Origin of the sequence: Enhygromyxa salina (assembly GCF_002994615.1) — a bacterium.
Taxonomy (GTDB): domain Bacteria; phylum Myxococcota_A; class Polyangia; order Nannocystales; family Nannocystaceae; genus Plesiocystis; species Plesiocystis salina_A.
In genome coordinates this window covers 16,523-28,473 of sequence record NZ_PVNK01000077.1, presented here as the reverse complement: position 1 = coordinate 28,473, position 11,951 = coordinate 16,523, and the positions used below count along the sequence as shown (strand labels likewise).

Genomic DNA, 11,951 nt, shown 5'->3' with positions numbered 1-11,951 from the left:
GTCTCGCCGACCTCGCCGACCTCGCCCGAACCGAGACCGGCCTCGTAGTTGGGGTTGACGCCCGTGATGCACCCTCCGGCGATCAGCGCGGCGAGGCTCAGCGCGCTAGCGGGCGAAATCCGGAGCATCTCTCATCACGATCACGGTCGATTCATCTCATCCTAGCGCAGCCAGTGGGGGTTCTCCAATGGGCGGGACAGGACTCGAACCTGCGACCACCGCGGTGTAAGCACGGTGCTCTACCAACTGAGCTACCCGCCCGGGTCGGGAGAAGCTAGCAGAACCAGCCCCCGACGCACACTCCGATCAGATGAGGCGCGCCGCCAGGTGGACGACGAAGCGCCAAAAGGGCTCGACGGTGTCGATCGGCAGGCTCTCGTCGGGCGTGTGCGCGTCGAAGATGTCGGGCCCGAAGGCGATCATCTCGAGCCCGGGCACGCGGTTGCCGAGCACGCCGCACTCGAGCCCGGCGTGGATCGCCTCGCGCACGGGCTTGCGCTCGAACAGCTCCTCGTAGGCGGCCTCGGCCTGGTGCAGGAGCTCGGTGTCGACCCGGGCCTCCCAACCTGGGAACCCGTGGTGATACTCGACGGTGGCGCCGGAGGCCTCGAGGGTGCGCTCACAGCGATCCTGGAAGCCGTCGACGGCGCCGTCCTTCGACGAGCGCGCGAGCGCGACGAGGCGCAGCTGGTCACCGCTCGTGGAGATCGTGCCGAGGTTGTTGCTGGTCTCGACGAGCCCGGGGATCACGGCCGACCAGGTCAACACACCGGTTGGTTGAGCGCGCAGGGCCTCGAGGATCGCGCGGCTGGTCCTCGCGGAGACCGGGCCCGGGACGGCGTCGTGGTCCTCGGCCGGGAGCTCGACGAAGCCGACGGCGAGCTCGGGGTCGACCTCGACCATCGACTCGGCGATCTGACGCCCGGCGGTCTCGAGCGCGCGCTCGAGCGCGTGGACGCGCGCCTTCGCGCACCACAGGGTCGTCTCGACGGTCCGGGCGATCGCGTTGGCCCGGCCGCCGCCGTCACAGCTGGCGAAGCGCACGCCCTCGAGGTCGACCCCCTCGGCGGTCAGCAGCCTGACGAGCACGGCGATCGCGTTGGCCCGGCCCCGGTGAATGTCGACGCCGCTGTGGCCCCCACGCAGGCCCTGGATCGACACGCGAACGGGCACATCACCGTGGTGACGCTCGTCACGATTGAGGTCCCAGATCGCGTGGAGCTCGCGGCCGCCCGCGCACGACAGATAGATGCAGCCCTCGAGCTCGGCGTCGAGGTTGATCAGCCGCCGGGCCGTCAACAGCCCGGGGTCGAGACCGAACGCGCCGCTCATCCCCTCCTCCTCGTCGGCCGTGAACAGCAGCTCGAGCGGGGGGTGGACGAGGTCGGGGGTCAGGGCCAGGGCCAGCCCCGCGGCCACACCGATCCCGTTGTCGGCGCCGAGCGTGGTGCCCTCGGCCTGGAGCACCTCGCGCTCGCGCCCTTGGAAGGTCCGCGTCGACCGCCGCAGCGCGATCGGATCCGTATGAAAGTCGTGAGGGCTGTCGCTGCGCTTCTCACAGACCATGTCCATGTGGCCCTGGACCGCGAGGGGCTCGCTGTCGACGCCGGCCCCGCGACCCGGGACGCGCAGGACGATGTTGCCAGCCTCGTCGGTGGCCGAGTCCCAGCCCTCGCGCTCGGCGAGGCCCTTCAGGTAGGCGCGGACGCCAGCCTCGTGGAGCGAGGGCCGAGGGATCTGACGCAGCGCATCGAACTGCCGCCACAGCTCCGCCGGCTCGAGACCGATGAGGGTCGGATGAAGCTCGTCACCCATGCGATCCGATGCTAGCCACACACGGATCTCCAGCAAAGTCGCGGGTAGCTCGCATGGCAGGACCGGCCAGGTGCGCCCGCTCGCGGGCGATCCGGCGAATGTGGCGGGTCCGGCGCCCACCTTCAGTCGTCGTCGTCGAAGACCCTCGCCTGCGACTCCCGAACACGCGCGACGATGGCGGCGAGCCCGTCGACGAGCTCGGGCGGCGCCCCGGGCACGACCAGGCCCGTGTGCTCGAGCAGGCGCAGGAGGCTGCCCCAACCGTCAATGAAGGCCGCGAGCTGCGGCGCGTCGAGGCCCTCGGTTCGCTCGAGCAGCAGCTCGCGGACGAGGTCATCGAGCGCATCGAGGAGATCGGGGGAGTCTTTGTCCACGCGGGTCGATTGTAGATCCGCCTGGCACTCGCGCCCAAAAGCGATCGAAAATCGAGGGTCCGAACGCGACTCGGACGCTCAGGTCGCCGAGGCTGTGGTGCTACATTCCGCCGGTGACCGACACGCAGCGGCAGCTCGCCTTGCTCGTCGAGGGCATCCTCGGGTCCTACGCCGAGCAGGGCAACATCAACCACCTCGACGGCAGCAACCTGCCATCGCGGGCGGCGGTCGATCGAGTCCTCGGGGATCTGCTCTCGCTCGTGTTCCCCGGCTTCCTCGGCGAGGACGAGGTCGACGAGCTCAGCTCGCGCTACTTCGTCGGTGAGCGCTGCGCTCGGAGCCTGCGCGCGCTCGAGCGCATCATCGGCCGGGCGATGGGCATCCAGTGCGCCGCGGGCAAGCCCGCGCGACCGCGGCCCGTGCCCGAGCTCCACGCCGAGGCCCACACCCACGCGATCGACCTGCTCGCGCACATCCCCACGATCCGGGAGGTCATCGCAAGCGACGTCCGCGCGGCCCTCGACGGCGACCCCGCGGCCTGCAGCGCGGCCGAGGTCATCACCTCGTACCCCGGCGTCACCGCGATCGCCGTCCACCGCATCGCCCACCACCTCTACCGCCGCGGGGTCCCGCTGATCCCCCGGATGATGACCGAGCTCGTCCACGGCCGGACCGGCATCGACATCCACCCCGGCGCGAGGATCGGGGACTCGTTCTTCGTCGATCACGGGACCGGAGTGGTGATCGGCGAGACCACCCACATCGGCGAGCACGTCAAGCTCTACCAGGGCGTGACCCTCGGCGCGATGTCGGTCGAGGTCAGCGAGCGCAGCCGCGCGACCAAGCGCCACCCGACCCTCGAGGACCACGTCACCGTCTATGCTGGCGCCACGATCCTGGGCGGCGACACCGTCATCGGTCGCGGCTCGACGGTCGGCGGCAACGTGTGGCTGACCCACAGCGTCCCGCCAGGGACCACGGTCATGCTCGACAAGCCCTCCCTTCGGATGTTCACGAACGCCGGCTGAGCTGTTGTGATGGTTGGGTCTGCCCTCGAGCCCAAAGCCCGCGCGAGCTCGACGCTCGCCCTCGATCCGACCTCGCTCTCGCGGATGTCGATCGTGGCCCTCGATGAGCTCTTCGCGACGCTCGAGCCCGCGAGCCTCACCGAGCTGCAGGGCCGCAAGCGCGGGCGCCTGCTCGCGGTCGCGGGCCTCGACTGGATGCCCGCCAAGGCTCGCGGCGCGCTGCTCGGGCTCGCGACCGAGCTCCCGATCGTCGGCGGCGTCTGGCGAGGCGAGCGCTTCGACGGCGAGTTCGGTGCCAACGCCTGGCTGGCGCCCGGCCGCGGCCTCGAGTTCGCGCGCTACCTCGTCCGCGAGGCCCCGGCGCTCGACGGCGGCGGCGTGGTGATCCGGCTCGACTACGACGTCGCAACCAACCCGGTCGCCCTGCGGGGGATCCTCGGTGAGCTGCGCCGCCTCGGGCCGGGCTTGTTTCTGGCCCGCCTCTACTATCGCTGGGGCGAGCGCGCGGTGAAGCTGCTCTACTTCACGCTCGAGAGTTAGAGCGGCGACGCCCCCTCCGCTCCGCCAGGAGCTTCAACTACAGGGGACGAGTCGCCCGGGTTACTTGTCTTCGGACCGCCGGATCACGATCGTCGTGCCGGGGTTCTCGTCGCTGGCCATGGCGCCATGCCACCCCTCGGGCACGAAGGGGGTCGACCACCCGAACAGCCAGCGCGCGTCGCTGGGCCCGAGGTTGACGCAGCCGTGGCTGCGCACGTAGCCGAAGCTCTGGTGCCAAAAGGCGCCGTGCAGCGCGTAGCTGCCCTCGAAGTACATGACCCACGGAACATCCTGGATCGCGTAGTTGCCGTCGGTCGCGGTCGTCCCGTCCATGTTGGAGGTGATCTGCTTGCCGCGGATCCGGAAGCGCCCCGTCGGGGTCTCGAAGGGCTCCTCGTCCGAGCCCTTCTTGCCGGTCGAGACCAGCGTGACATAGACCGGCCGCGAGCCCTCGTAGGCGACCAACATCTGCTTGGTGATGTCGACGTCGATCCAGCGGTCCCAGGGGTCGAGGCCCTTGGGAATCGGCTGGAGGTCCGGCGTGCGCATGACGTCGGCCTTGACGAAGAGCTGGTCTTCGGGCTCCTCGTCTCCGCCCTCGGGTGAGGCCGAGTCGGCGGCGTCAGCGGGCTCAGCTTCGGCGTCCGCGGGCGGGTGAGGGATGACCGTGAAGTAGGCGCGGCCCGAGAGCTCGACCTCTTCGCCGAGGTCGAGGAAGGTCCGCTTGTCGAGGGTCTTGCCGGTCGCGTGGAGCTTGTCGTCGTCGCCGAGGCGCAGCAGCTTGGTCCCTTTTTTGGTCATCACGAAGCCGACCGGGAAGCTCATGTCTTCGGTCAACGCGGCGCCCTGGTAGTCCTTGGGCTTGTAGGAGTGGGCCTTACTCTTCTCGACGATCCCGCCTCGAGCCGTGCGCCAGTAGCCGCGATCGCCGTCGCGGATCGTCTCACCGAGGGAGAGAAAGTAGCCCTTCTCGAGCCACGGCTTGGGCGAGAAGGGGATGTTGACGGGCTCGGGCTCCTCCTCGGGCTCGTCGGCGGCCGCGTCACTCGGATCGTCGCCGCCGTCGTCACCTGGGTCGTCGCCGCCGCCATCCTCGCCGCCGCCATCATCGCCGCCGCCATCACCCCCGCCGCCGTCGCCTCCCTCGTCGCCAGCCGCGGCGTCGCCGTCTTCGCCGCTGTCAGGAGCTGGCAGCTCCGCCGCGTCTCCTTCAGCTGCGCCCTCGCCCCCGTCGTCTTTGACCGGTGCAGCGGGGGCCGGCTCCGAGCCCGGGAGCGGCTCGCCGGTTCGCTCGGCCTCGAGGATCGCTCGCTTCTCCCGCGTCGCGAGGAGCTGCTCGGCGTTGGGCACCTGCCACCACATGGGCGTGTTCCACTGGCGGACGTAGGCCCAGTCGTAGGGGAAGGGCTCGTCGGTCCGGGGCGGGGCCGGCTCGTAGCTCATGAAGGGCGGGCGCGTATCGACCATCAGGCCCCGGCTCGCGCAGGCGTAGCCCCCACCTTCGAGGGCGTGCCAGCCCTTGTGGCAGTCCTCGTTGACGAGCTTCTCGCCCACGCGCATCCGGGCCCCGATGCGCAAAAAGCCCAGCCGCGTCGACTGCCTGCTCGGCTCGGCGTAGACCGCCACGACCTCGTAGCCGGCGGCGCCGTGGAGCGTCAGCTGATCGTCGCTCGGGGGCTCGGTCGGGAACTTGAACACGCCGTAGTCCGGCGGCTCTTGGGGTCCGATCTCGCCGGGGTCCTCACCCTCGGGCTCGACCTCGCCGCCCTCGTTCGTCTCGGCGGACTCCGCCTCTTCGGCCCCGGCCTCCGCGCTCGGCAGATCCGCGGACGACGCGGCCTCGCGCTCCGTGCTCGGCTGCGGCGTCGGATCTTGCTCGACAGCAGTCGGGCTGTCCGGGGTACAGGCCAGCCCCAACAGACAAAAACCGAGGGGGAGCGCGCGCGACATCATGGGTGCATAGCGTACGCAGCGGTCGAGGTGAAGATTTCGACCAGCGCGGAGCCCGCCGCCCTCTTCTCTGTGGCGATGAACGCCACGGCCGCTGCGCACTTTGCCACGCACGGCCACAAGCCGCGGGTCGCTCGCTCCTCGCTCGCTCGGCCCTCTGAGCCTCCCAGCGCCATGCGAGCCCCCGAAAGGGAGCTCGGACCCCGGGCTGCTAGGAGCCGCGTTGCTTTTTAATGACCTGGCGGGCGAGCCCCTTGAGGGTCTCGAACACGCCGGGCCCCTCGATCGCGACGGCCTCGAACTCCGGCACCCGGGTCGGGTTGAGCTGGGCCGAGAGCTCTTCGACCGAGACGATCTCGGGCATGTCGCGCTTGTTGAACTGGATGACGTAGGGCAGCTCGTCGAGGTTGAAGCCCTGGTCCTCGAGGTTGTGGCGCAGGTTCTCGAGGCTCTCGAGGTTGGCGTCCATCCGCGCGTCTTGCGAGTCGGCGACGAAGCACACGCCGTCGACCCCGCGCAAGATCAGCTTGCGGCTGGCGTCGTAGAACACCTGGCCCGGGACCGTATAGAGGTGGAAGCGAGTCTTGAACCCGCGGATCTCACCGAGGTCGAGCGGCAAGAAGTCGAAGAACAAGGTCCGCTCGGTCTCGGTCGCGAGCGAGACCATCTTGCCCTTGGCCTCGGGCTTGGAGACCTTGTAGATGTGCTCGAGGTTGGTCGTCTTCCCACACAGGCCTGGGCCGTAGTAGACGATCTTGAAGTTGATCTCCCGCGCGCTGTAGTTGATGAAAGACATGCGTTCGTCCGTGGCGCGGCCACTCAGCCACCTTTTCGCAGCTCGGTCAGGACCTGCTTGGCCAGCGCCCTGAGCGTGTCGAACACCCCTTCTCCGGTGATCGCACACGCGTCGAACTCGGGCACGCTGTTGGTGTTGAGCGTGGCGCGGAGCTCTTCGACAGGGACCGCGCTGGGCAGGTCCCGCTTGTTGTACTGAATGACGTAGGGGATCTTATCGAGATCGTAGCCCTGCTCTTCGAGGTTGAAGCGCAGGTTGTCGAGGCTCTCGATGTTGGCCTCCATCCGCTCGAGCTGCGAGTCGGCGACGAAGCACACGCCGTCGACCCCCTTGAGGATCAGCTTGCGGCTGGCGTCGTAGAAGACCTGGCCAGGGACGGTATAGAGGTGGAAGCGGGTCTTGAACCCGCGGATCTCACCGAGTGACAGCGGCAGGAAGTCGAAAAACAAGGTCCGCTCGGTCTCGGTTGCGAGCGAGATCATCTTGCCTTTCGATTCCGGGCGGGTCTTGTTGTAGATGAACTGCAAGTTGGTGGTCTTCCCGCACAGTCCGGGACCGTAGTAGACCAGCTTGCAGTTGATCTCCCGCGCGCTGTAGTTGATGAACGACATCGCAGGAACGCGGCCCTAGGGACCGAACAGGTTGTCGATGTCTTCGTCCGTGATCTCCTTGAAGACGTCCTCTTCCTGGGTCCTGGGTTTGGCGGCGAGCGCGTCGAAGATCGCGGTCAAGGCCTCGTTGGCCTTCTTGACCCGGAGTCGCACCAGCCCCTGAGTGGTGTTCTTGTCGAACAACACCACGAGGATGATCCGCCGCGCGACGATCGTCATGTGCACGGAGATCTCCTTGCCCTCGTGATACTGGCCGGTGAACTCCTCTTCCTCGATCAGCTTGGCGATGCCACCGGTCGCGGCGACATTGCCCGCGACGAGCGAGCTGAGCGAGGTGGTGTCGAGCTCTGCGTCGACCCCGGACGAGCCGATCAGCTGACCGTTCTTGTCCACGATCAGGATCGTGCGCGCCCGGGAATCCTGGTGCAGCCTGTCGGCGACCTCGCGGATCTCCGACAACTCCTCATCGTACAAAGCGAGCTGCGGGTTCATCATATTCAAGACGGGACTCCTGACCGATCGTCGTCCAGTCGGGCTCGACTCCCGCCGCGCTGTCGGTCCAAGCTGCAGCGGAAGTTCGCACACTCGCCATGAGGGGCATGTGGGGATGCTCGCCAGCTCGCCGACCTGCGCGGCGCAGGCCTGGGAAGGACCCGGGATCCCTGACGCAGGACCGGGCCCCACCGATGACGATGGGCTGGGAACGAGGGGTTCACGGCGTGCGGCAGGTCGCCAACCTAACAAACTCCTCCGGGCAAGTCCATGCAGGACGCGCCCTTTGGAACGAAGCTCGAAAGGGACGCCGAGGGGCCGCCAGGACGGGGCAGCGCGCCTTCGTGACACTCGAGCCAACGGGGCCCCCGCGGCCCCCCCCGAGGCCTCCGAAGCGAGGATCTGCTCTTGACAGGGCGTGGCCCCGCGCTGTCGTCGCGGGGAGGCTTAGATCTTGCGCCGATCTTCGAGGGCCCGGTGGAGGGTCGTCATGTCCGCATACTCGAGCTCTCCGCCGACCGCGACGCCCGAGGCGATCCGGGTGACGGCGATCCCGAGGGGCTCGAGCAGCTTGGAGACGTAGAGCGCGGTCGCGTCACCTTCTACATTGGGGCTGGTCGCGACGATGATCTCCTCGACGCCCGCGCGGCCCTCGAGCCGCGCGAGCAGCTCGCTCAGCTTGAGCTCGCTGGGGCCGACGCCCGCGAGCGGGTCGAGGACGCCGTGGAGCACGTGGTAGCGGCCCCGGAACACGCCCGCGCGCTCGAGCGCCATGCGGTCCTGGGGCTGCGCGACCACGCAGATCACCGTGGGGTCGCGGCGCGCGTCGAGGCAGATCGAGCAGACCTCGGCGGCGGCGAGATCACAGCAGACCGAGCACAGTCCCAGGTGTTCGTGGACGTCGGAGATCGCCTCCGACAGCGCGCGGGTGTACTCGGCGTTGCTGCGCACGATCGCCAGGGCCAGGCGCATCGCCGACTTCTCACCGATGCCCGGCAGCCGCGCCAGGAGCTTGATCAGCCGGCGCAGGGGGTCGCCCGGGCCCGGATCGGACACGGCGCTCACAGGTTGGGCATGCCGCCCGGGAACATGCCGGGGGGCAACATCGACCCGAGGCGGTCCTGGGCCAGGGCCTTGGACTTCTCGATCGCGTTGTTGACGGCGGCGACGATCAGATCCTGAAGCATCTCGCGGTCCTCGAGCGCGGCGTCGGAGATCTCGACCGCGGTGACCTGCTGCGCCCCCGTGATCTTGACCGTGACCACGCCGCCCCCAGCCGAGCCCTCCACGCTCTGCTCGGCCAGGCCCTTTTGCAGATACTCCATCTGCTCACGCATCTGCTGGGCTTGCTGCATGAGCTGCGAAATGTCGAAGTCCGCCATCGGGGGATGATAGGCGAAAATCGGGGCCTCGCCGACCCACTCAGGGGCGCACGTCCGGCAAACCTCGCTGGCCGATCGGCGGCAGCGCCGGGCCTTCGAGGGGCTCGACGCTGGTCATCTGACCGGCGAAGGCGCTGAGCACCGAGCGGATCCGCGGGTTGTGCTCGGCGTCGTGGGTGATCGCGGCCTGGTGTCGGCGCTCGCGCTCGTCCTCGACGAGCGCGAGGCTCGGCGTGTCTGGCAGCGTTGGGGTCGCGTCGACGACCTCGAGGTGCATGACCTCGCCGAAGTACACCGCGGTCAGGTGTTCGAAGGCGGTCTTGAGCTCGGGGTTCTCGCGCAGCTGGGTCTGAGCGAAGCCCGTGGCCGGCGACGCGAGCACGACGGTGCCCTCACGAATCGCGACCAGGCCGAGATCCTGGAGCACCGCCCACAGCAGATCGTTCTCTTCGCGGGTCTTGGCCAGGAACGACTCCCAGGCGTCCCAGGTGTCGAGCTCGCGCCAGGCGATCGGCTCGCGCGGGGTGCAGCGCGAGCTCGGGCAGCCGGCCTCGGGATCGCCCGAGCGGCGGAGGGGATCGAGGGCCTCGTTGGTCAGGGCAAACTCGGAGCCGGGCTCCGGACCGCGCGAGGAGGGCGTGGGCCCGGGCTCGGGCGTGGCCTGGGGCTCGGGCTGCCAGGCCGGCTCCACGGGTCGCGGAGCGCGGGCTTGCCGGGCCGGCGGCGGCCCGCTGCCTGGGAGCAACCCGGCGTCACGCGCGAGCTGCTCGAGCATGTCGATGTCGGCCTCCTCCGGGTTCGAGCGCGCCGGACTCGGGCGGGCCTCGCTCGGCCTGGGCTCGGCTCGCTCGACTTCGCGGGCCACTTCCCGTTCGCGGACCGGTTCGCGGACCGGCTCCCGGGCCACTTCCCGGACCGGCTCGCGGGCCACGTCCCGGACCGGCTCGCGGCGGGCTTCGGCGACGTGAGCTGGAGGCGAATTCGACCTGACAAATTCCGGCTGCCCCGCGCGCATGGCCGGACGATCCTCGGCGTCGGCTCGGCGCCCGCGGCCACGCGAGGGCGGCCGAGCGCGCCCGCCTCCGCCACCTCCGCCGGCACCTCCGCCGCCTCCGCGACCGGCCCCGAGCGCGTCGAGGCGCGCGACGAGATCTCCGAGCGGGACCAGCGGCTCGGCGGTGCACAGCTCGAGCAGCCCCATCTCGACCACCAGCCGCGGCGCGCGGCTGTTCTCGAGGTTGTCGATGACCCGCGCGAAGCGGTCGAAGTGCTGGGCGATGACGGTGGCCTCGACGCCCTTCGCCTGGTCCGCGAGCTGGGCGTAGAGGTCGTCGCTCATGTCGAGCAGCGCGGCGCGACTGCCGGTCAGCTTGACCACGGCGAGGTCGCGCAGGTGCTGCAAGATCGCCACGGTCAGCTGCATGAGATCGCTGCCCGTCGAGGTGATCTCTTCGAAGCGGGCGAGGACCTGCGGGGTGTCGCGCTCGAGCACGGCCTGGACGAGCTGGGCGATCGCAAAGCGCCCGGCGTGGCCGAGGACCCCGAGGACCTCGGCGGTCGTGATCGCCTTGGGGTCCTGGGCGAAGGCGATGACCTTGTCGAGCAGGGTCAGCGAGTCGCGGACCGAGCCCTCGCCGCAGCGCGCGATCACGTTGAGGCCCTCGGCCTCGACCGAGAAGCCCTCGCGGGCGAGGATCTGCTCGAGGTAGGGCGCGAGCGTGGCCGCGCGGACCCGGCGATAGTCGAGCCGCGACACGCGCGAGAGGATCGTCGGCAGGACCTTGTGAGGGTCCGTCGTCGCAAACATGAAGGTCACGTGCGGCGGCGGCTCTTCGAGCGTCTTGAGCAACGCGTTGAAGGCCTGCTGCGTGAGCATGTGGACCTCGTCGATGATGTAGATCTTGCGGCGCGCCGTCTGCGGCAGGTAGTTGACCTGATCGCGCAGCGAGCGGACGTCCTCGACGGAGTTGTTGCTCGCGCCGTCGATCTCGATCACATCGACCGAGCGACCCTGGTTGACCGCCACGCACTGCGCACACTCGTTGCAGGGCTCGGGCGTCGGGCCGCGCTCACAGACCAGCGCCTTGGCGAGGATCCGCGCGGCGGTGGTCTTGCCGAGGCCGCGGACGCCACAAAAGAGATAGGCATGGTGGACGCGATCGGTCCGGATCGCGTTCTCCAGCGTGCGCGTGACGTGCTCCTGGCCGATCATGTCGGCGAAGCGCTGCGGTCGGTACTTGCGCGCTAGAGCGAGGTAGGCCACGGGCTCGGGACCTTAGCAAAAACGGCCGCCGCGTCATGCGGCCGGCCGTCCATGGAGCTCCGGGCGCCAACCCCGGCTCCAACTCGTGCTGCTCAAAAAGTGAAGTGCTGCGAGACGATCTCTTCGGTCTGGGTCTCGGGCTTGCGCTCGGGCCGAGCCTTGAGGACCGTCGGCACCGGGATCCCCGCAGCGTCCAGCTTTTCTGCAATGATTTCCTCGAGATAGCCGCTCACACTGCAGCCGCTGGCGTCGCAGTAGTCCTTCAAGCGCTGGTAGGTGATGCCCTTGACGGAGATGCTTCGGCGGGTTTGTCGCTTGGCCATGTCTGTGTCGCTCCCCTCTCTCGACCTCTACGCCAACAGGATTGGGCACGCAAGGCTCATTCCACAAGATATGGTGGTGCGCTGGGAGCGCCAACACAATATCCTGTGGATAATGGGATCCAAGTGATCGAGAACATTAGAGAAATTGATCATGGCGAATTTGACGCGCCATCGACTTATCCGCCATTGAGATTATCGACTGATACTGGATATTTCTGCCTGTGGAGAAGATCTCCGAGATCTCCTCGCGGGTTATGCGCGAGCTCGGCGTGTTGAGCTCAGGTCACGCGCTGGTGATCGGGCCATGGCTTTGGCGTATGTTGATCCTCGGCGGCACCACGGCCACCGCCTGGACGTGGCCGGCGCACGCACCCGTC

Annotated in this window: 12 protein-coding genes and 1 tRNA gene; 2 read left to right on the top strand and 11 right to left on the bottom strand. The window is 68.8% G+C overall.

The features are described from left to right. Positions 1–188 precede the first annotated feature (188 nt). The 3 genes from ENSA5_RS07430 to ENSA5_RS07420 form a co-directional block, all read right to left on the bottom strand. Positions 189–261: transfer RNA gene (locus ENSA5_RS07430), tRNA-Val, on the bottom strand. Between the two features lie 45 nt (positions 262–306). Beyond that, positions 307–1,815: a beta-Ala-His dipeptidase gene (gene pepD, locus ENSA5_RS07425; protein ID WP_106390933.1), complete on the bottom strand. Its 1,509-nt coding sequence runs from the start codon at positions 1,813–1,815 to the stop codon at positions 307–309. 122 nt (positions 1,816–1,937) lie between these two features. After that, entirely contained in the window at positions 1,938–2,189 is a 252-nt protein-coding gene (locus tag ENSA5_RS07420) for a hypothetical protein (RefSeq protein WP_106390932.1), read from the bottom strand. 113 nt (positions 2,190–2,302) lie between these two features. Between ENSA5_RS07420 and epsC the strand changes: the two genes are divergently transcribed. Together epsC and ENSA5_RS07410 are read left to right on the top strand one after the other, a co-directional pair. Next, positions 2,303–3,217: a serine O-acetyltransferase EpsC gene (gene epsC, locus ENSA5_RS07415; RefSeq protein WP_146155427.1), complete on the top strand. Its 915-nt coding sequence runs from the start codon at positions 2,303–2,305 to the stop codon at positions 3,215–3,217. Between the two features lie 9 nt (positions 3,218–3,226). Next, positions 3,227–3,757 carry a hypothetical protein gene (locus ENSA5_RS07410; RefSeq protein ID WP_106390931.1) on the top strand — a complete coding sequence of 177 codons (531 nt, stop codon included), beginning with the start codon at positions 3,227–3,229 and terminating at the stop codon, positions 3,755–3,757. A 60-nt stretch (positions 3,758–3,817) separates the two neighbouring features. Here ENSA5_RS07410 and ENSA5_RS07405 read toward each other — a convergent pair whose 3' ends face one another. The 8 genes from ENSA5_RS07405 to ENSA5_RS07365 all read right to left on the bottom strand — a co-directional run bounded on the left by ENSA5_RS07405 (position 3,818) and on the right by ENSA5_RS07365 (position 11,574). Beyond that, entirely contained in the window at positions 3,818–5,710 is a 1,893-nt protein-coding gene (locus ENSA5_RS07405) for a L,D-transpeptidase (RefSeq protein ID WP_181197479.1), read from the bottom strand. Between the two features lie 208 nt (positions 5,711–5,918). Beyond that, the gene (locus ENSA5_RS07395; protein WP_106390928.1) at positions 5,919–6,503 is read right to left on the bottom strand and encodes a GTP-binding protein; all 585 of its coding nucleotides are present in this window, start codon (positions 6,501–6,503) and stop codon (positions 5,919–5,921) included. 23 nt (positions 6,504–6,526) lie between these two features. Beyond that, positions 6,527–7,114: a GTP-binding protein gene (locus ENSA5_RS07390; protein ID WP_106390927.1), complete on the bottom strand. Its 588-nt coding sequence runs from the start codon at positions 7,112–7,114 to the stop codon at positions 6,527–6,529. A 15-nt stretch (positions 7,115–7,129) separates the two neighbouring features. Further along, entirely contained in the window at positions 7,130–7,609 is a 480-nt protein-coding gene (locus ENSA5_RS07385) for a roadblock/LC7 domain-containing protein (RefSeq protein ID WP_106390926.1), read from the bottom strand. A 444-nt stretch (positions 7,610–8,053) separates the two neighbouring features. Next, the gene (gene recR, locus ENSA5_RS07380; protein ID WP_106390934.1) at positions 8,054–8,662 is read right to left on the bottom strand and encodes a recombination mediator RecR; all 609 of its coding nucleotides are present in this window, start codon (positions 8,660–8,662) and stop codon (positions 8,054–8,056) included. Between the two features lie 5 nt (positions 8,663–8,667). After that, a complete protein-coding gene (locus ENSA5_RS07375; protein ID WP_106390925.1) occupies positions 8,668–8,988 on the bottom strand; it encodes a YbaB/EbfC family nucleoid-associated protein in 321 nt (106 codons plus the stop codon). A 40-nt stretch (positions 8,989–9,028) separates the two neighbouring features. Further along, positions 9,029–11,251, bottom strand: coding sequence for a DNA polymerase III subunit gamma/tau (gene dnaX / locus ENSA5_RS07370; RefSeq protein ID WP_106390924.1), 2,223 nt, complete (start codon positions 11,249–11,251; stop codon positions 9,029–9,031). Positions 11,252–11,343: 92 nt separating this feature from the next. Continuing rightward, complete coding sequence (locus tag ENSA5_RS07365; RefSeq protein WP_106390923.1) at positions 11,344–11,574, bottom strand: hypothetical protein; 231 nt, start codon at positions 11,572–11,574, stop codon at positions 11,344–11,346. Between the last annotated feature and the right edge of the window lie 377 nt (positions 11,575–11,951).